The organism is Staphylococcus microti, from assembly GCF_000934465.1.
Classification (GTDB): domain Bacteria; phylum Bacillota; class Bacilli; order Staphylococcales; family Staphylococcaceae; genus Staphylococcus; species Staphylococcus microti.
Genome location: NZ_JXWY01000013.1, coordinates 1 through 18286, shown reverse-complemented (window position 1 = coordinate 18286; position 18286 = coordinate 1). Strand labels below are relative to the sequence as shown.

The following is an 18286-nucleotide window of genomic DNA, read 5'->3' as shown; positions in this document are numbered from 1 at the left end:
CACTCCTTTTAACGGAATCCAGTTCCTTTTTTCTTTGTATGTGTATATATCGCATATCTAAGCGCATCAAGTACGTCATCATTTTCTTTAATCGGCTCTCCATTTGTTTTATGCCATACATATTTGTATATTTCTTCTTTAAATCTATCCATGTTCTCGTATACAACGAACAACCGATTTATCTTAAATAACTTTGCAATCATCTCGATACCAGATAATCTACTTTTATCTGCGTTCTTAGCTAATATTTTGTTTCGTTTAAAATCTTTTATGTGTTCCGTTCTTGCAGTATCACAATAAAAATAAATGTCTCCGTATCGATTGATGATATCTTTAGCTATGGTTATCCAGTCTTCTATAAATTTATGTTGATATGCATGTTCTTCTATCAGATAAAAGTTATCCTTGAAATCTCTACCAACCAAGACAATTGATCCATAATGTTCATATCCCCAGTCAACGCCAGCAAAATATTCTTTCATTGGTATCTCACTTAATTCATCTTTGGTTATTATATTTTCATTCAAATCGAAATCGGAGTACACAACACCATCGCCCGATACCCACATGCCGTTAATATTCCTCTCATAAAACATGCCAGAAGGTGTTGAAGCTTTAATAGATTCTTTATACCTATCATTTAAAAAGTTATTGTCATCAAGTTTAAATTGATAACTAAGTATGCCTGCTTTTGGATCTACATTCTCGATATAATCTTTCAACAACCAATGTTCGGGGTGGTCTGGGTTGGTATCGACTAATATACGTGCGCCAGTACCACTGCAACGCGATTTAATCTCATCAAACACTTCTTCATGTGCAAGTGAAGCCTCGTTAATATATGCGCCATGCGACGTCATACCACGTATTGCACCAATACCGCTTACTTTACTATGACCTGTTTGAACAACTTGTACTCCAAACAACATAAACGAATTGAACTTATCAAAGTTAAACTCTATCCCATATTTGTTAGTAAGCTCTATCAGTACGTTTTTTTGTATTGTACCTAAAGTCGCACCAGCAAGAATGTATTGCGGAGTCTCGATTCCTTCTTCATCAGCTATTTTTCTCACACGAATCAATTCACGTAAAAACAAATCGTTGTTTAAGATTGTTTTTCCTGTACGCTTAGCACCGTGATTAATCAGCATAAACCAATCTCTATTCACTGTTTCTTTCAAAATTTCTATCTGTTTGTCTGTATATAAAGACTTAAGTTTATCCATCAACAATCACTCCTGTAATTGCATCGTGTAGCTGTTTAATTTTGTCTTCTTGTCCGTCATTACCTTTGTCCAGCTGTTCAATTTTCTTCTCTAGCATCTTAATCTCTGTTTCGATTTTCTTGTTAGTTAATTCATCAGTGTTCAATGCCATTCTATTCATGCCATCTAAACTAGACAAAAATGCATCAGCAGTAGCTTTTCTAACTCCTTCAGCTTCTATTTCGTTTTTCGATACATTCTTAAGCCACTCATACTCTTCAAAAGCCTTTTGGCGTGTCCATTTTGATTGTTCAGCTATTTCTTGACGCAATTCTTCGTACCTTACTAAAACCTTACTATTTTTTAGTAATAAACTAGCTGATTTATCTATATAATCATCACTTTTGTTTTTGGTAGAATATCCTGCATCAATATAAGCTTTACGTTGGCTTTTTCCTTCGATGAGCCCCAATACAAAATTTTCTTGTTTTTGCGTTAATTTAATCAATTGTTTTCACATTATCACACGCCTTTACGTTAACTACTCTTTAGATTTGAATACAAAAAGACGCCTCAAGGGCGCCTATACGAACACAGTATTTAGATTAGAAAGGAGAAAACCGCACGCATACCTCAAATTACAGAGTGATAAAACAAATTACCAAACAACAACCTGAAGAACATCGTTGTACATTTCTGTACACTAACATTATTACACATAAAGTGAGCTCATTTTTCCGGGATTTTTCCGTCGACTAATGAATTAAGCCTAATTGGTCGGCTAAAGACGATAAAATACCTTTTCTCAAATCATAAGCGATAGTTTTACTTATATATAACTCATTAGCAACACCTGTTAGATTTAACGTTCTAGGCTTAGTGAAATAGTATAAATCCATTAATTTGCGCCCTTCATCTGTTGTTTCATTATAAACAGCCTCTATTGCTACTTTAAGCCTTGTTAGTTGTGCTAGCCGTCTATCATTCACAACTCTTGTCGCTTTAATTTCGGTTACGCTGATTGTTTCTGTAGATTTACCGCCCCCGATATTTTCATCGGTTGGTGACCAAGGGTGCAATACTTCTTCTCGTACTCTGTTTATATCTCTATCCATGTACGGATAATTACGCAACTCACTTTCTAAATAATTAATAGTCGACTTTCTCAATGTCATTATTCACTAACCCCCATTTTTAATCTATAAACTCAATCTGCGTATGCATTGGAAGCATTAATATTTTGTGGGTCTTATAAAAATCTTGTAAGTATTCTACAAACTCCTTTTTTTGTTGCGGAGTCGTTTTTGTCACTGGCATCACAATAATCTCTTTCAGTCTTGTTCTAAATATCACTTTAAACGTTAATCACTAACCTCCGCTCTAAAATTATTTAAGTCAAGTTGATCTAACATGCTGAATGCCTCATCCACTTCATCGTTCGCAGTAAGACGAACATACAGTTCATACACCGATAAAATAAATAGGATTGCACTGATCAGTAATTCTGCTTTCTTTATCGTTCTTTTAATACTCATTTACCCAACACTTCCTTTACTCTTTCTAGTATGTCTTTTTCAGACGTATCCTTTTTCGACGTCTGTTGTGCCATTTTGTCGTGCATGGTTACGCTCCATTTTCTTTTTATAAGCTTCAATAAGTTGATCGATTGAATATAATCTGTAAGCTATGCCAATTGGTAAAACTACACATGAGCGACCAAGCCATTTTTTTTCAAATTCATCAAGTTTAAATTGCTTAAGAAGTAAAGTAGTCATGTAAGATCCTAAAAAGTTGTGCAATATATACTTTGTGCTAGCAACTACATTATTATTATCAATCATCATTCTATAAACCTTACTCAAGTCTTCAGAATGTGTATTAAGTTGATTCGCTATACTTAAACCAAAAGCTAACATGTCTGCTAGTTCATCGAGTTGTACTTCTAACGTTTTGCCCGGATTTTTCTTCCAATTTTTAAAAGTCTCAAGTGTGTTAAACCATTCAAAAAATTCAACAATGTATGCGATTCTGCTATCGTTTAAATTTAATGTTGGTATGCTGTCATCGAATTCCTTTTGTATTTGAAGTAGTTCTTTAAATTGGTCAACTGTTAACTGATTAGTCATTGCCTATTCCTCCTTTTTCAAACTCAAGTGTTGTTTGTCTTAGTACTAATGCTGTGCGTTCTAATCTTGCTCTCGATACACCACCAGGTCTATTCTGCTTGTATTCTTCAAGTAACCTTTTATACTCATCACAAAGTGCGATTAATAAATCTAAACGATTGTTCATTTCTCATTCTCCTTTTCGTTATATAAAATTGCATCTAGCTTGTGTCTTAAGTTGATATACCATTGATTGTGAGCTATTGCTAACTTGTAGTTGATATGATTTACAAACAGCTCAACCACTTTTTCTAGCTTATCTTTGTAGTCGTCACGTTGTTTACGTACTTTAGCGAGATCTTCAAAGCGTTCTTCAAATTCCGGCATCTTCTCTCAACCTCTCTATCATTTTTATCAATTCTGGATTCTCGTGCTTATTTCCAATCACTTCGAAGTGATGCTTTGCTGTAATTCGGTAAAGTTCATATTCTTCATCAGTCAGAGTCGTATAAATACCAAAACAAGCTTTATCTTTTCTGTGAACAATAACGCCTAACGCTTTCTGTCTGCGATCATAAGGAAATTTGAAACGTACAACATCCCCTTCGAATACTTCAACGTTATCTTTATCGTAAAAATTCGTCGACTGCATGACATCTTCGCGCTCATCAACAGATATAACTTGATTGTTATTACCGTGTATGTGTACGCCCCATTTATCAATTTCCATTGTATAGTCGCCTGGATACAACATTCGCTGTTCTTTGCTATCCCACACTCTAAATTTTGGTATCATCTTCGCTCACTCTCCTTATTAATCTTTATAATCTGGTTTTGCTGGTACCCACATCTTTGGGTTGTAATTAATTTCGTATTGGTACTTACTTACATTTTTTGTAGTGACATCTTCAACAACATAAGATACATTGTCCGACAACCCAATAATGTGCTTTTGATATTCGCCGTTCTGTTTTTCAACTACGACTTCCAATTGATTATCTCCTGTATCTGCTTTAATAGACATACGTCCAGACATTTGAAAAATGATGTCTTGCTTAATCGCGTTGATCACTGTAATTTTTCTGACTGTGTTAAAGTTGTCTGACTCCTCCGAAAGGTTATAACTAACTCTTTCAGCTTGCGAACAAGCACCTAATAAAATTGTTGCACCTAGTAAAACTGCAATTAGCTTTTTCATTTACGAATCATCTCCCTATTCTTTTTAACTTTGCTACGTTCAACCAGCATAGTAACTTTGTTGTAGCTAACCTTTACTACAAAGCCATTCACACCACGATGTGCAAGTTCTTTCTGTATTTGTGTTGGCGACTTGCCAACCGTGTTTATTTTGTAACGTTGTTTTACGCTGTCTGATAAATCACGTGTGCACTTCTTGTCATTTACTGTGTTGATCATAAGCGCTCTTGCAACCTTTTTAATGTTGAGATTAAACCTTCATCTCTCGTAGAAAGATTGTGTTTTCGCTTAAACTCATCAAATTCTTTCATGCTATACGTTCCATCGAATTTTTTGAAATACGGACCGTACCCTAAAACACGAACATAATCTTCACTCGGTATGACAAGACAAACCATAGCGTTTAAACAATCGTACAAACGATAGCTGTGCAGAAAGCCATATTTACTTTGCATTAGCTTTCTCCTCCCACTTTTCAATAGCACGATCTAAATACCATCTTGCTTTCTTCAAGTCCTCAATTTCATTCTTAAATGGTGCTCTCGCAACATATTTGATAACGTTACCTATCATAAACGCCAAATATGATGAATAAGGGCTTGTTACTTGGTCTATAAAGTCAATAACTTCGATTTTTCCATAGTTGTAATGTATCGGGCTATTAACACTATTGTTATACTCAATCTTTTTACTAGACGGAATCTTCTCCCAATCAGAGTCATAAGGAACGTAAGTCGTAAACCCTTCATCTGTGCGTATATAAAAATTATCAGGATACGAATTCAATACTTCTCCTAAGAAGAAACCGTTTTTAATAATCACTTTCACTCTATTTCCGATTTTCAACTTCTCCATGTTGATCACTCCTCTAAATAAATTGAACGTTGCCATACAAATCAGTTTTCTGTCTTGCTATCGCTGGTCTGCTCATCAAATATCTACCATAATCGCTAATCTTGTGTTTTTGAGGCACTGTGTCCAGATGAGGCTTTGACTTACGTCTCTTTTCTGCTCTGTAACGTCGTAATGCCGCTTTAGTTACATCCCTATTAAGGTCGTCTAACCTTTCATAGTCGATACCGTCAACTTCATCGCCTTCTAACTGTGGATTCAGAGCTTCTTCTAACGACTGTCCTCTTCCTACACGTATACTTATGGCCTTTGCTGATACGCCAAACTTCTCAAGCTCTAGTATCTTTTCATAAGGCACTTCAATATCAATGCCACCTGTTGTCGTTTTGTACACGATATTGTCTACGGGTCCTACAAATAAAGGGCTAAGTTCTACTGCTAAATCTAAGTCCCACCCGTTTAATACGCGTTCTTCAATTATTTTCTCGGTTAAACTTTTACTAACCTTTTTCTTTATTTGTTCTTCTGTTAAGTTTAATTTTAATGATTTTTTTGATTTGAGTATATCTGATACATTGGATCCATTACGTAATCTCTGTCGAATTGTAGCGGGTTCAAAACCTGTATACTTAGCCATTTGATTCAAACTAACCTTCTGCCCTTTATATTCATACTTTCTTGATCTATCCTTTGGTATTCTTGGTAAATCTAGCATAAGCTTCACTCCTCGATAATTTTTAATGCGTCGTCGACACTACGAGCAACGCCGTAAACTATTTTGTTTTCTTGCGCCCACTTGGCGAATTCAATCTGTTCGTCTGATAATTTTCCAAATGGCTTTTTAATTTCAATGGCTACAAACTTGCCATCGCTCAACCTCACACCGAACACATCTGGGAAGCCTTTTGGCAGAAGTTGTACAGTTCTTCTACCAACGCGCAACTTCCCAGCATTCGCACGCCACACCTTACAATCAGAATTATTCAAATTTTCAATAATCTTCTTTTGCAACTCTGTCTCTGTCATCTTTACACCTCTGATTTACATCTAGTTCATTGAAAATCAATTTACTTACTTCGTCATAATCATCAAATGGACTGATACGCTCGCTCACAAGCAATCTATCCACCGCCCAACCCAATTGCACCATTTTTAATTGCATGCGTGTATCGTCGCTGTATTCAACGCTGAACAGGTATCCTAAAAAGTCTTTGAATTCTAATACCGTCATGTGAAAAACCTCTGCGTCGATTTATAGTATTCAAACTTAACAACACCAGTTGAACCATCTTTGTTTTTAGCAACGTTCACTTCTAATTCTGACTTATCTTCATCTGTAACATCATCACGATTGTAGTAGTCATCACGGTACAACATAAATATCATGCTTGCGTCCGCTTCAATACCGCCCGACTCTTTCAAGTCGCTCATCATCGGTCGTTTATCATTACGTGACTCTACGCCCCTATTCAATTGCGATAGCAACACTACGACGCATCCTGTCTCATTCGCTATGATTTTAAGGTCGCGGCTTATCTTCTCAACATCTACACGTCTGTCGTTAGAAGGTGTGTCAGACGTCATCAACTGCAGATAGTCTATAAATATCACTTGGGGCTTATCTGATTCTTTAGAAGCTTGTTCACGTATCCTTGAGGGGGTTAACTGACTCTCATCAAAGATATTTATGTTCAATTGTTTTATCTTGTTCAAACCACTCATAACCTTGTTCGTATCATCTGTGCTTAATTCGTTTGGTCGCTTGATATTGGACAAGGGAATGCCTTCAATCATCGAAACTAAACGCTCCACAACAAGGTTCCCAGTTGTTTCCAAGCTAAAGAATGATACTTCATATCCAGCTTTCGCAATGTTCCACATCGTGTTTAATGCAAAACCAGTTTTGCCGACAGAAGGGCGAGCAGCAATAACATTCAACTGTCCTTTTTCAAAGCCGTGTATCTTGTAATCCAGCAAACCATAGCCAGTTTTAATCAACTCTTTAGGCTTATCACTCAACACTGATTCCATAACTTCCGCTAAAAAATCATCTGTCTTACTACCTTGTTCTATAGTCACATCTTTCAACTTGTTCAATTCATCAAGTAAATATAAGTATTCTGCTTTGCTTGGTTTGTTTAAAAACTGTTGAGAGCACTCTACAGCTTTACGAGTCACGTAATCATTCAGCAAGTTGATTTGGTCACTCATGAAAAACGCTGGGTCGGTTCCATTCGACTTACTAATTTGCGTGAAGCGGTTAACATCAACAAAGTCTTGCTCATCTCTGCACTTAAAATAGATTTCGTTCGGGTTGACTTTACCGACATCAAGAATGTAACTGACAATTGTTTTAACATCTTCATCGACGAACATGTATGCTTTCAACTTAAACTTTGCAAATAAGTCTGGGTGCTTCATCAAGTTGCACAAAATTGATTCTTCTGTGCTCAAACGGTTAATCATTACTACGCAACTCCTTGATGAAAGCTCTAGCTTTATCTCTAACCTCTTCATATTCTTTTTTATACGCAGGATCATGCTCTAATTTGTACTGATGTGTTTCTTCAACAGGTACTTTATCTGGTACAAACGTTTTAGGCTTAATCGCTAATACATCCGAAACAGTTGGTTTGTACTTACTTTGTTTGATGAAGTTATAAAGTTTTTTCAAAGACTGATTGTAGTCACCTTCTTTAGTCAAAACGCTAATCCATATATCAATTTTCTTTTCGTCAAAAGGCATATTGTATGTTTCAGATACGATTTCAACGATGTGAAGTGCTTCTCGCTTTTTCATTCATCATCACCCAATTTCTTCTTGTAATCTTCAATAGACGATTGCTTTTTAGGTTTAATCTTGTTTAAAGCATCCTCTCTTGTTTTTACATTCTCTTTCGCCCAGTTGTTTAATACTGTGATGAGATACCCAACATGAGCACCTTTGTTTTTTGTATAATCAACTGCCACTTCAACAACTTCATCAGCATTTGCTCCAATGTCATCAACAGCATATCCGATTTGTTCGACTTGATTAGGAGTAATGTTGTTATCCAAGAATGTGATGACGTAATTTATTGCATTTGCAAAGACGTCGTCTTCTTTATTCTTCTTCTCTTTCTTATTCTTATCTTCTTCTTTTTCTTCTTCTTTTTCTTCTTCTGTATCGTTACGTAACGTTACGGTAACGTTATTTTCTAACTGCTCTTGCTTTTTTCGCTCTCTATAACGTTGTTGTCTAAGTCTATTTTTCTCATTATGTTTACTTTTACTATCTAGACTTTGATGTTTATCCCAGTTTTTAACTTTGTAAACACCTTGAACATCTTCAACCATACCTAGCGTTTGAAATGTTTGAAGTGCTAACCGAATTGAATTGATAGGTCTATTAAATTCATTAGCTAACATTTCGGCATTGTACGGTAGGTTTTCAGATAACATAATGTAACCATGCTCGTTATACTTACCAGCAAGTGTTAAAAACTTGACCCAAACAGTTATTATCGTGTCACGTTCTGGCAATGATTCAATGTACTTAATCTTGCTATCATCGAACATACCAACCTTTAACTTAATCCATGTTATGTCAGTCATTTTTCTCTCCTTTCAGCATTTTGTTCAATCGATCATCAACTTTGACCCAGCTGTCTTGCAAATGGTATTTCTCATTGAAGCTTTTAATACCAATCGCATGTTGCTCCGTGTGATGGTCTCTGCACAATGCCAATACTTTATTGTCATAATGATTTATCTTAGTTCTATCACGTCCACGTCCTACTGCTTCGTAATGTGCTAAATCGCTGTGTGGCTTGCCACAAATCACACAATTTCGATTAACCGTAGACCAATATAGAAAGGCTTTGTCATTCTTAAGCAAATTGCTCGTTCTATAATTGAGTGGGATATTGTTGTGGAATATCCAGTCCAAAATAACTTCTATGATTTTACTAGCCTGTGTCCTGCTACAATCGCTTAACGAAAGTCTTTCGTACCCTTCGACAAATGACACATATTCTATGAAAAGTTGGCGCATATATTCTCTAGGTTGTCCTGTGTACTCCTCGATATCATTGCACAAGGCGAATATCTTTCGTCTTTGCTTGTCAGTTATTGCGTACGGATCAACGGGCTTGACCTCGACTTCTACGTCAAGCCCGTTATCCAAAATAAGTAAGTCTTTATCAGATAACTCTACATTGCGTATAACGACATTGTACAAGCCGTTATCTTGTTTTTGATATTTATCTATCCACTGCATGTTATCGCCTCACTAAGCGGCTTAAAACGGCAAAGTTTCATCTTGTATATCAATTGGACCGTTTGCATTCACAAAAGGATTATCTCTTTTTGGTGGTTGCGTTTCATATTGTCTTGATTGATTGCTTTGTTGGTTTGCTGATTTTGGCTCAAGGAATTGAACATTATCACAAACAACTTCAGTGACATACACACGGCGACCTTCTTGGTTTTCGTAACTGCGTGACTGTAATCGTCCGTCAACACCCGCAAGGCTACCTTTGAATAAGAAATTATTAACATTTTCAGCATGTTTACGGAAAACAACACAGTTAATAAAATCTGCTTCACGTTCTCCTTGCGCATTCGTAAATGTACGATTCACTGCGAGAGTAAAAGTCGCTACACTTACACCTGATGGTGTTGTTCTGAATTCTGGGTCTTTTATTAATCGACCTACTAACGTTGTCCTATTAATCATTTTTCATTCTCCTTATATTTTTTGGCCATAGCTTTAATTTTGTTTATTGTGTTAACTGCTTGTTGCTCTGTCATTGAAGTGTAGCTCTGGATCCCAAATTCTTTTTCGGCTTTTTGTTGCGTCACATCTTTATTTAGAGACTTCATAAGTTCTACAAAATTAAGTACTTCTTGCTTCAAAATACCTACTGTCTTGTTGCTTACTTTAGGGTCTGTTTTATTCTGCTTGCCACTCGCTGCATTACCGTCATCATCTTGATCGCTGGTAATTCCAAATATTGCCGATAATGAATAACGTTTTAAATAACTAATTAGTGACCCAGCACCTTGTGGCGTGTTCTTTTCAGCGTTCATAAAAACAGGATCATACTCTATATATTCGCCACTTTCATGCATGAGCATTGTAGCAACACCAATTCGTCCACTGTCATCATTTAATGCCCATTGTGTGTAAGAGAGTCCATGAGGCGTTGCAGCTTCGTCAATGGCTTCTACGACGTTCTCTAGGGGAACGTATTTAGATTTGAAGAAAGGATTACTTTTATCTTTAATCGGTTGTTTGACCTCTTTTCTAAATGCCACCATCGCCTTATTTATCTCAATTACTGATTCGGATTTCTTCATTTTGGAATCACCAAACTTTCACTCGCACTTAGTTCAGCGCCTTCAACATCTACACCAGCTTTAATGTCCTCTTCAATTTGCTTTTTGTTTAACTTTGGTGGTTGTGGAATGTAGTATGCTTTATCGATTAAAGATTCATTAGTAACAACAATACTCGGTTTATTCTTTCGTTTGTAAATATGATTAGTAGGTGTCTTGTATTTTCTTAAACCACGTTGTTCAAGCATTATTGCTAGATAGCCTTTTAACTTATCTGACAGATTTTCTTTCTGTTTTTTCATCTTCTGTAAACGTTTAATCTCTGCGTCAATTACGTCTACATCACCATCAACGGAACGCTTTAGTTTAATAATGTTATCGACTTTCTCATGCATTTCTGACTCAATTGAGTCTAACGTGTCTTGAATCAGTTGTGGGTCAACATCGTCCCACATATCTAAGACTTGTAAGTAACGCTCGTTAATTTCAAATATATTACTCATCCAAAAGTTCCTCCTCATATTCTAGAACTGTGTGACTTTCAAGCTCTTTCTTTAGCATTTCATTTGTACTCTTTTCGTAATCATACAAACTCTCTAAGACCGAAATTCTTTCTTTAAGTTTTTGATTTTCATCTTTTAATCGAGTTTCTGATACAATTAATTCTTTTAACGCTGTATATTCCATCACTGTCATGTAATTTTTATTTGCCATTCTACTTGCATCCTCTCTCTAATCTGTTATAATAGGGGTATTCTAATTTACCCCTTAGGTTTTTTAGACATAGTTTATACTGAAATACGCAGTCTAAAATGACGCTATTGCGTTAATGGATTTTAGTACTCTGTAATTTTAGTTATGAACTTCCCTCGACTGATTTGCTAATTGCTGTTAGCAATCAGTCTTTTTTAATTGCCGGAAAACCCAGTGTGTAGCGAAGTACATCGAAAATTGTGTTACGAGTACCCAGAACAGTAGTGTCGTAAAGTATACGTTCGCAAACGCCAATACTGTCGTTGTAATAAACGCTACTGAAAGCATTAACGCTACTGCTGTTAACTCTTTCATGTTAACCACCTCCTTTCACATATACTTGAAGCGCTCAATCTCTTTAAAATTCTCTTCAAGCCACTTTTTCATCTTGCTACCGACAAACATATATTCATCGTTGTTGTTGATTGGGAAATGACTGAACTCCTCAATTTCTTTTCTGAATCTAGGTATTTCTAGAATATGGTCTCTTATCCACTTTCTACCTCTGCCGACCTCATTCATTAGGTCGTCCATGTACCAATATGTTTTTGACATTAGTATCACTTCCTTTCTGTAATTTTAGGTATATCTGATACCTTTCGTACATAATCTTCAACGATCTCTTTTAATTGTTGAGTTTCTACATTCATATTTATTGAAAATGGTTTACCAATAGCCTTTTTGTAACTTCTAGCATTCCTAATCTCTTCCACCAAGATGACGATTAAGAGTGCTATTTTTACGTAGCTTGGTTTGTTCATGTGCTTTCTCTCCCTTCTGTTATAATTTAATCTCTACCGATTCTTACAAGCATTATTAGAATAGCTATATTCATGATTAGATGAATAAGTAATAAACTATTTGTAAATACCATTGGAATCACTCCTTTTTATAATGTTTAAAACGAACATTGGCTACTCTATTTCTTTTAGAGTGGCTTTTATATCGTTTTGACTAATCACTTGATTAAGCACCACTGATAGATTGTCCACTTGGTTTTCATCATGTTCGTAATAGCCTGCTTCGTATAACATTGCATGTAATAATTCATGTATTAAAGTTTGCTTCTTGCGTTCTATAGAAATGCCTTTTTTAATCTGAATCAGGCTTTTTTCATATACGCAAAGACCTAAACAACTCGGGTCGTTATCAACTTCATCAAGTTGCAAAACTTCATAATTCACACCGCAAACGTTGATTTTCATATTGGGAGTACCTCCTCTCTTATAATCTGTATCGATACACTTTTATTTCTCTAAAACTTTTGATATATCAATATTCAACGCTTTACATATTTTTAAAACCGTGAGGAACCCTGGGTTGTTGCTCTCTAATTCTGCTGAACGTATTGTTGAATTTTGTAGCCCTGTCATTTTTGATAATCGATAGCGACTAATTCCTTTTTCTTCTCTTAACTCTTTCAAGTTCAACACTGTATCACTCCTTATTGCCTATAACGATATTTCGTTATATACTTATTCCAACCCCATTACACTGGGAGGTGGTTTCCTTGCTTATGCGAGGTTTTAAATCATCCTGTGGTTTTATAGACAAGTAAATCTAAATTCAGGGCATCTTTTGTTGTGCTCCATCGTCAACTGAGACGTTAACAAGGTAGGCGTACTAGAAGGCAGTAACTTATTAGGACGCTAGACTTTGATTGAACATCTAAGTACATTACAGGGCTGGAGACGATACCAGCAAAATTTGTACAGTTGGTCGTGGAAACTAAAACCAACCAAAATTTCCGTAGCACACATCTCCCACGACGAGTTGTGTGTTTTAATTTCTAATAGATACAAAGCAACTAATCACTCGTCAGGCTGAAAATATGGTTTTATTAGAGCTAATTCAAGATCTAGTTTTTGACGAGCGAAACTCATAGCGTTTTCCCACATTTTTTCATCTGATTTTTTCTTAAGCACTTTCTCTAAAATCGTTGCAGCGATATACAAGAGAAGTGCTTTTTTGATTAGCTTTAATTCTTTCATTGCTATACCTCCTTTTAAGTTGGTTGTTTTTCAATTGTTGGTAGTGTGCTCGCCCAATCTTAATTAACCACACTTAAACTCTTATGCTTCATCTTTAAGATGTAATCAGGGTTTATAATTAGTTGGTTATTGTTACCTTGTGCATTTGTATAGGTCGCAACTATATAAATGCCAGGTAACCCAAAAGCCCCACCGTCTATTTCTTGAAGTGAACAGTTTTCCAACCGCGTATCATCTATTAAGTCAACATATTCAAATTCCATTGCCCTTACCCCCTTTTAAATTGATTGTTTTTCTATCATCGGCAGGATGTTGTTGCGTTTCAGTAAGTCATAAATAAACAACCTACCTTTTTGCGTCCATTTGGTGCTTACTTTAGAATGTTCGTCATCTAAAGCATATGTGCTTGTTTGCGTGTATCCTTTGTCTTGATATTTTGCGTACAACAGCCAAATATCACCTTGCTTATACTGCACACCTAATTCATGTAATAGCTTATTTAATGTCCTAGCGCTCATACCGTAATCTTTAGCAATTTTGGTAACCGATAATAACGACTTATTTTGTAAAACTAGATCGTAATATGTCGCTTTAGGTTTTAACTCTTGTACCTGTTGCTCTGCTAAAAGTCGACCTTCACGTTCTTTTTTGTATTCTGTAAGAATGTTAATAATGTAATCTGGATTTTGTAATGTCTGCTCAATTACATTGTCTGTTGCATAGATACCGTGTTTGCGAATAGATGGTAGGACATCTGAAGTCACCCATCGTTTGAAATTTTTTGCTATCTTTCTAATATTTTTATTTTTGCTTTGCTTAGCAGCATCGAAAATCAAACTATATAAACCTGATTCATTTATAATTACCATGTTTCTATTTTGACCTGATGCACTAAGTTGGTGCGTCAGCTTATCCTCATTATCAACGTGATTCCGAATAGCATTGTCAGTTCTCGCATAACCTAATATTTCGGCTACATCTTTACCTACAAAATATGGTTCCTCGTCTACTGTTAATGTTCTTACTGGTAATTCTTCAAAGTTGAAGGTTTGTAAATCTTGCATTGCTCTGCCTCCTTATTTAAAATCTTCTATACTTAATTCACTTAAGCGCTTTTTGTATAGATGTAAGTAAAGTTCTTTGATCTCAGTGTACATTTCTGCTGCTTGACTGTATTCCGATTCACTTAAATCAGAGTTAAGTGTTACACCAAATGCTGACAATGTTAGTTTTCTAATATGGTCATGTGCATCTTGTACATAAGCTTTTCTATGATGTGATTCAAAACCATGTCTATACCTTTTTAGTGAAACCGGCTGACCCAACCTATTCATTCTTCCTAGTGATAAATGCTTCATAAATTCGTGTTGCTCGTTTATATTTTCAAAGTCTTCACTTTCAATTCTTACACCACTAAAAATTAAATTTGGATTAATAATTTTCTTGCCATTTATAGCTTCTCTTACTTCTTTTGCTATAATTTCTTTCAGTTCTTCTTTGGTTAATGTAATTTGTTGCATTATTCTTCTCGCCTTTCTATCAAGTTCAAATATTTGAACTTAACTATTAAAAAAATATTTGTGCACATCTTCTATTGGAATTTCTAAGAGCTTACACGCTCTTTTTATATCCGTTGTTTTCCAAGGAACTTTATTATTTAACTTTAAAGATAGTGTTCTTTCTGAAACTCCAAGTGCGATGGCGAAGTTAAATTGCGTACTGTATTTTTCTACTATACGACCATTCAATAAGGAAAAATCAAAGTTAGATTTTGTCTTCAAATAACCACCTCCTAAAGTTCAAATATTTGAACTACACTTATAATAACCTTCCTCTTGAACAAAGTCAACACTTTAAGTTAAAAAAATTGAACTTTTCTATTGAACTTTTTTTCTCTTCCTATATAATGAAATTAAAGAGGTGATAACATGCAAACTACTTCGGATAGATTAAAACAATTGATGAAAGATAGAAATCTTCGCCAAGTTGACATTTTAAACATGTCTAAGCCATATCAAAAAGAACTTGGAATAAAAATGTCTAAAAGTCACCTTTCACAATATGTTAACGACAAATCATCTCCCGACCAACACAAATTATATTTACTATCTAAAACATTAGATGTCGGTGAGGCTTGGTTAATGGGTTATGATGTCGATGCATATCGTGTCCCAGACGAAGAACGTCAAATTGAATCTATCGAATCTAAAATCTCTAAAGAAGTATCTAAATTGACAGATAAACGTAAGAAGAACGTTTATAACTATGTCAAAAACCAATTGTCGTTACAGAACAACAACAGTTCTGATGTAATCGACTTAGACGATTACAAAGGCGATATCATTCAAGAGACACCTGTTTATGGATACGCTTCTGCAGGTACTGGCGAACAACTGTTTGATGAGCCGAGATTTAAAGTCAATGTGAAGGGTTATATACCACCACATGACTTAGCTTTGCAAGTCAATGGTGATTCAATGGAGCCTGTTTTTAGAAACAGAGAAATCATCTTCGTTGAGAAAACACACGATATTAAGAACGGACAGATTGGTGTATTCATTATAAACGGAGAAGCTTATGTCAAAAAAGTGCGTGTAGAAGATGATAGATTAACTCTAATATCACTGAACAAAAACTATAAGGACTTACACTTCTATCAAAATGAAGGTATACAACTTGTAGGCAAAGTAATTTTATAGTAACCGATTAAACCGCTTCGTGCGTTTAATAAATAAATTGAACTAGGAGGTTTTGCAAAATGAATTTACAAGCGAAACAAAATATGACTCAAAATGATTTAATGATTTTACGATCAGAGATGGACAAAAGAGAAAAAAAGACAGGTGTTACGTGGTTATTATGGTTTTTTACTGGAGGAATTGGTGGACATCGTTACTACTTAGGTGACATTGGTTATGCTATCGCAATGACTTTCACATTAGGCGGACTAGGTTTTTGGACTTTAATCGACGCCTTTTTTATAAGTGGCAGATTAGCGAAAAAAAATGAAGAGATTGAAAGAGATATTATTATCAACATGGGCTTAGGAAAATAAAGATTCTTGCAGGGCACATCACGTGCCCTTCTTCATATGTATAGAGATTTATGGAAAAAATGTACATTGGGCATATTCTTTCACTTACGAAGCTATCAAAAAAGCACTTCTCGAAGTTTAATCAAGAAGCACTTCGTATGTCTTTTCGAATATATCTGGTTTTACTGGATACTTTTCACCGTTAACTCCAGTTATAATCCAGTCGCCCTTTTCGGCTTTCATGCGACCTTCTAAGGTCTCAATGAATATTGTTTCTTTAGCTTTTTCTGCATCAACAATAACTGGTTTTTTTCTCACTTTTATTTTAGGGGACATTTTTTCACCTACTTTTTCTTGTATTATACCATGTTTAACACCGAGCGTTAAATGTACGAGTATAAGAACATAGAAAAAGCGTCATCTTCCGCCGACCAAAGCAAAGATAACGCGTAGAACAAAAAATAAAAGGAATAGAGAGATATCCATGTTTATTTTAAAAAGATAACCCCAGGCACATAGGAATGCTCAGTGCAAACGCACCTACCCCATTTTGGGACCCAGTGTTAATCCTTCTCGAGTTATCTTAATGTTATTGTAAATCATATTGTAGCGTAATTCAATAAAAATATACTGGGTAGCCCGCCTACCCTATATATTTTTTAAATACAAATAGAACATACGTTCTAAAAGGAGTGAAGAGAATGAGTGTTAAAAAATACAATGGTAACAAATGGTATTATGATTTCGGCTATGAAGGAAAGCGATATAAAAAGAAAGGCTTTAAAACTAAAAGAGAAGCGACTGAAGCTGAAACAATTGCTAAAAATAAGTTAATGCAAGGCATTATTATCAATAACAAAAGTTCTTTTATCGACTATTATGAACAATGGATTGAAGTCAACAAAAAGAATGTAATTACAGATAAAGCATACCAGACGTATGTTAATGCTATTAATCAGTTTAAAAAATTTTTAGCAACTGAAAATCTAGACGACATTACATTAAACAACTTCTCTACTATTTTGTATCGTAAATTTATTAAATGGTATGGTGCTAATCACGCCACCGAATCGGTCAAAAAGATACACAATTGTCTAAAAGCATCGTTGTCTGATGCTGTGCAGGAAGGACTTATTTACAAAGACCCAACTTACAAAGCAATTATTAAAGGTAAAAAACCTAGCCAGCCTGAAGAAGATAAATTTATGAGTATAAAAGATTATAAAGAATTAAAAACTTATGCAGCGAATGTACCTGTGCAATCGTATCTTTTTATCTACATTCTAGTTATTACAGGTGGACGTTTTGGGGAAGTTCAAAAATTAACAACTGATGATATTGACTACTTAAAAAATACGATTCATTTAAGAGGTACGAAAACAGAAACATCTGATCGTATAGTTGACATTCCACCTGAAGATATGAAAGTATTGCGAACAACATTGTCAGAAATGCCAATCAATATGAATAAACAAATATTCAATACTGGTCATTCATTAATAACAAATAATGCTGTTACAAAGGTTCTGCAAAAATTCTGTTTAGAAAATAGAATTGGTAACTTTACATTGCACGCGATCAGACATACACATTGTTCTTATTTATTGCATGGCGGTGTATCAATTTACTATATATCTAAAAGGCTTGGGCATGCTAACATAAAAACAACATTAGAAGTTTATTCTCATTTATTAGAAGAAACTGCGACAGAAGAAAAACAAAAGACTATTAACTTAATCAAAAGTATGTAGCGAACGTCCCCGAGACGTTCCCAAAATGCCGTAACCATTGAAATATAAGCACTCAATGACTCCCTCCGTTTCCGTT

37 protein-coding genes are annotated in these 18286 nt (G+C 35.2%); 3 read left to right on the top strand and 34 right to left on the bottom strand.

Going from position 1 to position 18286, the window contains the following annotated elements; translation table 11 throughout:
• Positions 1-8 precede the first annotated feature (8 nt).
• The 33 genes from TP70_RS02310 to TP70_RS02165 form a co-directional block, all read right to left on the bottom strand.
• On the bottom strand, positions 9-1229 hold the full coding sequence (locus tag TP70_RS02310; protein WP_084207631.1) for a PBSX family phage terminase large subunit: 1221 nt from the start codon (positions 1227-1229) through the stop codon (positions 9-11).
• Positions 1222-1716, bottom strand: a complete 495-nt coding sequence (locus TP70_RS02305) for a terminase small subunit (protein ID WP_044359051.1) — start codon at positions 1714-1716, stop codon at positions 1222-1224. The genes TP70_RS02310 and TP70_RS02305 overlap by 8 nt, the downstream gene beginning before the upstream one ends.
• 247 nt (positions 1717-1963) lie before the next feature.
• The gene (locus TP70_RS02300) at positions 1964-2383 is read right to left on the bottom strand and encodes a transcriptional regulator (protein ID WP_044359050.1); all 420 of its coding nucleotides are present in this window, start codon (positions 2381-2383) and stop codon (positions 1964-1966) included.
• 186 nt (positions 2384-2569) lie between these two features.
• Positions 2570-2743, bottom strand: a complete 174-nt coding sequence (locus TP70_RS12170; protein ID WP_156962254.1) for a hypothetical protein — start codon at positions 2741-2743, stop codon at positions 2570-2572.
• A gap of 39 nt (positions 2744-2782) precedes the next feature.
• Positions 2783-3334, bottom strand: coding sequence for a dUTPase (locus TP70_RS02295; RefSeq protein WP_044359048.1), 552 nt, complete (start codon positions 3332-3334; stop codon positions 2783-2785).
• Positions 3327-3500: a hypothetical protein gene (locus TP70_RS12355; protein WP_169743594.1), complete on the bottom strand. Its 174-nt coding sequence runs from the start codon at positions 3498-3500 to the stop codon at positions 3327-3329. The genes TP70_RS02295 and TP70_RS12355 overlap by 8 nt, the downstream gene beginning before the upstream one ends.
• The gene (locus TP70_RS02290) at positions 3497-3700 is read right to left on the bottom strand and encodes a hypothetical protein (RefSeq protein ID WP_044359047.1); all 204 of its coding nucleotides are present in this window, start codon (positions 3698-3700) and stop codon (positions 3497-3499) included. Before TP70_RS02290 ends, TP70_RS12355 begins: the two co-directional genes overlap by 4 nt.
• Positions 3687-4109: a YopX family protein gene (locus tag TP70_RS02285; protein ID WP_044359046.1), complete on the bottom strand. Its 423-nt coding sequence runs from the start codon at positions 4107-4109 to the stop codon at positions 3687-3689. The genes TP70_RS02290 and TP70_RS02285 overlap by 14 nt, the downstream gene beginning before the upstream one ends.
• A gap of 18 nt (positions 4110-4127) precedes the next feature.
• On the bottom strand, positions 4128-4511 hold the full coding sequence (locus tag TP70_RS02280; protein WP_044359044.1) for a beta-sandwich lipoprotein: 384 nt from the start codon (positions 4509-4511) through the stop codon (positions 4128-4130).
• Positions 4508-4729 (bottom strand): hypothetical protein, encoded by a 222-nt coding sequence (locus TP70_RS02275; protein ID WP_044359042.1) that lies wholly within the window; start codon positions 4727-4729, stop codon positions 4508-4510. The genes TP70_RS02280 and TP70_RS02275 overlap by 4 nt, the downstream gene beginning before the upstream one ends.
• Complete coding sequence (locus TP70_RS02270) at positions 4726-4965, bottom strand: hypothetical protein (protein ID WP_044359041.1); 240 nt, start codon at positions 4963-4965, stop codon at positions 4726-4728. Before TP70_RS02270 ends, TP70_RS02275 begins: the two co-directional genes overlap by 4 nt.
• Positions 4955-5365, bottom strand: coding sequence for a DUF3310 domain-containing protein (locus TP70_RS11905; RefSeq protein ID WP_240626959.1), 411 nt, complete (start codon positions 5363-5365; stop codon positions 4955-4957). The genes TP70_RS02270 and TP70_RS11905 overlap by 11 nt, the downstream gene beginning before the upstream one ends.
• Before the next feature lie 13 nt (positions 5366-5378).
• A complete protein-coding gene (locus tag TP70_RS02260; RefSeq protein ID WP_044359039.1) occupies positions 5379-6077 on the bottom strand; it encodes an SA1788 family PVL leukocidin-associated protein in 699 nt (232 codons plus the stop codon).
• A 5-nt stretch (positions 6078-6082) separates the two neighbouring features.
• Positions 6083-6388, bottom strand: a complete 306-nt coding sequence (locus TP70_RS02255; protein WP_044359038.1) for a VRR-NUC domain-containing protein — start codon at positions 6386-6388, stop codon at positions 6083-6085.
• The gene (locus TP70_RS02250; protein WP_044359037.1) at positions 6354-6593 is read right to left on the bottom strand and encodes a hypothetical protein; all 240 of its coding nucleotides are present in this window, start codon (positions 6591-6593) and stop codon (positions 6354-6356) included. Before TP70_RS02250 ends, TP70_RS02255 begins: the two co-directional genes overlap by 35 nt.
• The gene (locus tag TP70_RS02245) at positions 6590-7828 is read right to left on the bottom strand and encodes a DnaB helicase C-terminal domain-containing protein (protein ID WP_044359036.1); all 1239 of its coding nucleotides are present in this window, start codon (positions 7826-7828) and stop codon (positions 6590-6592) included. The genes TP70_RS02250 and TP70_RS02245 overlap by 4 nt, the downstream gene beginning before the upstream one ends.
• Positions 7821-8162: a hypothetical protein gene (locus TP70_RS02240; protein WP_044359034.1), complete on the bottom strand. Its 342-nt coding sequence runs from the start codon at positions 8160-8162 to the stop codon at positions 7821-7823. The genes TP70_RS02245 and TP70_RS02240 overlap by 8 nt, the downstream gene beginning before the upstream one ends.
• Complete coding sequence (locus tag TP70_RS02235) at positions 8159-8956, bottom strand: phage replisome organizer N-terminal domain-containing protein (RefSeq protein WP_044359033.1); 798 nt, start codon at positions 8954-8956, stop codon at positions 8159-8161. The genes TP70_RS02240 and TP70_RS02235 overlap by 4 nt, the downstream gene beginning before the upstream one ends.
• Complete coding sequence (locus tag TP70_RS02230) at positions 8949-9620, bottom strand: putative HNHc nuclease (protein WP_044359032.1); 672 nt, start codon at positions 9618-9620, stop codon at positions 8949-8951. The genes TP70_RS02235 and TP70_RS02230 overlap by 8 nt, the downstream gene beginning before the upstream one ends.
• Before the next feature lie 21 nt (positions 9621-9641).
• Complete coding sequence (ssb, locus tag TP70_RS02225; RefSeq protein WP_044359031.1) at positions 9642-10079, bottom strand: single-stranded DNA-binding protein; 438 nt, start codon at positions 10077-10079, stop codon at positions 9642-9644.
• On the bottom strand, positions 10076-10702 hold the full coding sequence (locus TP70_RS02220) for an ERF family protein (RefSeq protein WP_044359029.1): 627 nt from the start codon (positions 10700-10702) through the stop codon (positions 10076-10078). The genes ssb and TP70_RS02220 overlap by 4 nt, the downstream gene beginning before the upstream one ends.
• Entirely contained in the window at positions 10699-11184 is a 486-nt protein-coding gene (locus TP70_RS02215) for a siphovirus Gp157 family protein (RefSeq protein WP_044359027.1), read from the bottom strand. Before TP70_RS02215 ends, TP70_RS02220 begins: the two co-directional genes overlap by 4 nt.
• Positions 11177-11395 carry a hypothetical protein gene (locus TP70_RS02210; RefSeq protein ID WP_044359025.1) on the bottom strand — a complete coding sequence of 73 codons (219 nt, stop codon included), beginning with the start codon at positions 11393-11395 and terminating at the stop codon, positions 11177-11179. Before TP70_RS02210 ends, TP70_RS02215 begins: the two co-directional genes overlap by 8 nt.
• Before the next feature lie 177 nt (positions 11396-11572).
• Positions 11573-11749 (bottom strand): hypothetical protein, encoded by a 177-nt coding sequence (locus tag TP70_RS12350; RefSeq protein ID WP_169743593.1) that lies wholly within the window; start codon positions 11747-11749, stop codon positions 11573-11575.
• A gap of 15 nt (positions 11750-11764) precedes the next feature.
• Complete coding sequence (locus tag TP70_RS02205) at positions 11765-11989, bottom strand: DUF771 domain-containing protein (RefSeq protein ID WP_044359023.1); 225 nt, start codon at positions 11987-11989, stop codon at positions 11765-11767.
• A 5-nt stretch (positions 11990-11994) separates the two neighbouring features.
• Positions 11995-12195: a hypothetical protein gene (locus tag TP70_RS02200; RefSeq protein WP_044359022.1), complete on the bottom strand. Its 201-nt coding sequence runs from the start codon at positions 12193-12195 to the stop codon at positions 11995-11997.
• Between the two features lie 153 nt (positions 12196-12348).
• Positions 12349-12639 carry a hypothetical protein gene (locus TP70_RS02195; RefSeq protein WP_044359020.1) on the bottom strand — a complete coding sequence of 97 codons (291 nt, stop codon included), beginning with the start codon at positions 12637-12639 and terminating at the stop codon, positions 12349-12351.
• Between the two features lie 42 nt (positions 12640-12681).
• Positions 12682-12867, bottom strand: coding sequence for a helix-turn-helix transcriptional regulator (locus tag TP70_RS02190; RefSeq protein WP_044359019.1), 186 nt, complete (start codon positions 12865-12867; stop codon positions 12682-12684).
• Positions 12868-13245: 378 nt separating this feature from the next.
• Positions 13246-13425: a hypothetical protein gene (locus TP70_RS02185; RefSeq protein ID WP_044359017.1), complete on the bottom strand. Its 180-nt coding sequence runs from the start codon at positions 13423-13425 to the stop codon at positions 13246-13248.
• 59 nt (positions 13426-13484) lie between these two features.
• Positions 13485-13688, bottom strand: coding sequence for a hypothetical protein (locus TP70_RS02180; protein WP_044359015.1), 204 nt, complete (start codon positions 13686-13688; stop codon positions 13485-13487).
• A gap of 15 nt (positions 13689-13703) precedes the next feature.
• The gene (locus TP70_RS02175) at positions 13704-14489 is read right to left on the bottom strand and encodes a phage antirepressor (protein WP_044359014.1); all 786 of its coding nucleotides are present in this window, start codon (positions 14487-14489) and stop codon (positions 13704-13706) included.
• A gap of 12 nt (positions 14490-14501) precedes the next feature.
• Positions 14502-14945, bottom strand: coding sequence for a hypothetical protein (locus TP70_RS02170; RefSeq protein WP_044359012.1), 444 nt, complete (start codon positions 14943-14945; stop codon positions 14502-14504).
• Between the two features lie 39 nt (positions 14946-14984).
• A complete protein-coding gene (locus TP70_RS02165) occupies positions 14985-15206 on the bottom strand; it encodes a DUF739 family protein (RefSeq protein ID WP_044359011.1) in 222 nt (73 codons plus the stop codon).
• Positions 15207-15353: 147 nt separating this feature from the next.
• Between TP70_RS02165 and TP70_RS02160 the strand changes: the two genes are divergently transcribed.
• Positions 15354-16124, top strand: coding sequence for a S24 family peptidase (locus TP70_RS02160; RefSeq protein ID WP_044359010.1), 771 nt, complete (start codon positions 15354-15356; stop codon positions 16122-16124).
• Between the two features lie 59 nt (positions 16125-16183).
• Positions 16184-16480: a TM2 domain-containing protein gene (locus tag TP70_RS02155; protein ID WP_044359008.1), complete on the top strand. Its 297-nt coding sequence runs from the start codon at positions 16184-16186 to the stop codon at positions 16478-16480.
• Positions 16481-16597: 117 nt separating this feature from the next.
• Here the strand turns inward: TP70_RS02155 and TP70_RS02150 are convergent, their stop codons facing one another.
• On the bottom strand, positions 16598-16777 hold the full coding sequence (locus TP70_RS02150; protein ID WP_411914106.1) for a hypothetical protein: 180 nt from the start codon (positions 16775-16777) through the stop codon (positions 16598-16600).
• 383 nt (positions 16778-17160) lie between these two features.
• Between TP70_RS02150 and TP70_RS02145 the strand changes: the two genes are divergently transcribed.
• Entirely contained in the window at positions 17161-18210 is a 1050-nt protein-coding gene (locus TP70_RS02145; protein ID WP_044359005.1) for a tyrosine-type recombinase/integrase, read from the top strand.
• The last annotated feature ends 76 nt before the right edge of the window (positions 18211-18286 follow it).

Coding starts and splice junctions, on each gene's coding strand:
- TP70_RS02310 (WP_084207631.1), bottom strand. CDS start 1,229: ATGGATAAACTTAAGTCTTTATATACAGACAAACAGATAGAAATTTTG.
- TP70_RS02300 (WP_044359050.1), bottom strand. CDS start 2,383: ATGACATTGAGAAAGTCGACTATTAATTATTTAGAAAGTGAGTTGCGT.
- TP70_RS12170 (WP_156962254.1), bottom strand. CDS start 2,743: ATGAGTATTAAAAGAACGATAAAGAAAGCAGAATTACTGATCAGTGCA.
- TP70_RS02295 (WP_044359048.1), bottom strand. CDS start 3,334: ATGACTAATCAGTTAACAGTTGACCAATTTAAAGAACTACTTCAAATA.
- TP70_RS12355 (WP_169743594.1), bottom strand. CDS start 3,500: ATGAACAATCGTTTAGATTTATTAATCGCACTTTGTGATGAGTATAAA.
- TP70_RS02290 (WP_044359047.1), bottom strand. CDS start 3,700: ATGCCGGAATTTGAAGAACGCTTTGAAGATCTCGCTAAAGTACGTAAA.
- TP70_RS02285 (WP_044359046.1), bottom strand. CDS start 4,109: ATGATACCAAAATTTAGAGTGTGGGATAGCAAAGAACAGCGAATGTTG.
- TP70_RS02280 (WP_044359044.1), bottom strand. CDS start 4,511: ATGAAAAAGCTAATTGCAGTTTTACTAGGTGCAACAATTTTATTAGGT.
- TP70_RS02275 (WP_044359042.1), bottom strand. CDS start 4,729: ATGATCAACACAGTAAATGACAAGAAGTGCACACGTGATTTATCAGAC.
- TP70_RS02270 (WP_044359041.1), bottom strand. CDS start 4,965: ATGCAAAGTAAATATGGCTTTCTGCACAGCTATCGTTTGTACGATTGT.
- TP70_RS11905 (WP_240626959.1), bottom strand. CDS start 5,365: ATGGAGAAGTTGAAAATCGGAAATAGAGTGAAAGTGATTATTAAAAAC.
- TP70_RS02260 (WP_044359039.1), bottom strand. CDS start 6,077: ATGCTAGATTTACCAAGAATACCAAAGGATAGATCAAGAAAGTATGAA.
- TP70_RS02255 (WP_044359038.1), bottom strand. CDS start 6,388: ATGACAGAGACAGAGTTGCAAAAGAAGATTATTGAAAATTTGAATAAT.
- TP70_RS02250 (WP_044359037.1), bottom strand. CDS start 6,593: ATGACGGTATTAGAATTCAAAGACTTTTTAGGATACCTGTTCAGCGTT.
- TP70_RS02245 (WP_044359036.1), bottom strand. CDS start 7,828: ATGATTAACCGTTTGAGCACAGAAGAATCAATTTTGTGCAACTTGATG.
- TP70_RS02240 (WP_044359034.1), bottom strand. CDS start 8,162: ATGAAAAAGCGAGAAGCACTTCACATCGTTGAAATCGTATCTGAAACA.
- TP70_RS02235 (WP_044359033.1), bottom strand. CDS start 8,956: ATGACTGACATAACATGGATTAAGTTAAAGGTTGGTATGTTCGATGAT.
- TP70_RS02230 (WP_044359032.1), bottom strand. CDS start 9,620: ATGCAGTGGATAGATAAATATCAAAAACAAGATAACGGCTTGTACAAT.
- ssb (WP_044359031.1), bottom strand. CDS start 10,079: ATGATTAATAGGACAACGTTAGTAGGTCGATTAATAAAAGACCCAGAA.
- TP70_RS02220 (WP_044359029.1), bottom strand. CDS start 10,702: ATGAAGAAATCCGAATCAGTAATTGAGATAAATAAGGCGATGGTGGCA.
- TP70_RS02215 (WP_044359027.1), bottom strand. CDS start 11,184: ATGAGTAATATATTTGAAATTAACGAGCGTTACTTACAAGTCTTAGAT.
- TP70_RS02210 (WP_044359025.1), bottom strand. CDS start 11,395: ATGGCAAATAAAAATTACATGACAGTGATGGAATATACAGCGTTAAAA.
- TP70_RS12350 (WP_169743593.1), bottom strand. CDS start 11,749: ATGAAAGAGTTAACAGCAGTAGCGTTAATGCTTTCAGTAGCGTTTATT.
- TP70_RS02205 (WP_044359023.1), bottom strand. CDS start 11,989: ATGTCAAAAACATATTGGTACATGGACGACCTAATGAATGAGGTCGGC.
- TP70_RS02200 (WP_044359022.1), bottom strand. CDS start 12,195: ATGAACAAACCAAGCTACGTAAAAATAGCACTCTTAATCGTCATCTTG.
- TP70_RS02195 (WP_044359020.1), bottom strand. CDS start 12,639: ATGAAAATCAACGTTTGCGGTGTGAATTATGAAGTTTTGCAACTTGAT.
- TP70_RS02185 (WP_044359017.1), bottom strand. CDS start 13,425: ATGAAAGAATTAAAGCTAATCAAAAAAGCACTTCTCTTGTATATCGCT.
- TP70_RS02180 (WP_044359015.1), bottom strand. CDS start 13,688: ATGGAATTTGAATATGTTGACTTAATAGATGATACGCGGTTGGAAAAC.
- TP70_RS02175 (WP_044359014.1), bottom strand. CDS start 14,489: ATGCAAGATTTACAAACCTTCAACTTTGAAGAATTACCAGTAAGAACA.
- TP70_RS02170 (WP_044359012.1), bottom strand. CDS start 14,945: ATGCAACAAATTACATTAACCAAAGAAGAACTGAAAGAAATTATAGCA.
- TP70_RS02160 (WP_044359010.1), top strand. CDS start 15,354: ATGCAAACTACTTCGGATAGATTAAAACAATTGATGAAAGATAGAAAT.
- TP70_RS02155 (WP_044359008.1), top strand. CDS start 16,184: ATGAATTTACAAGCGAAACAAAATATGACTCAAAATGATTTAATGATT.
- TP70_RS02145 (WP_044359005.1), top strand. CDS start 17,161: ATGAGTGTTAAAAAATACAATGGTAACAAATGGTATTATGATTTCGGC.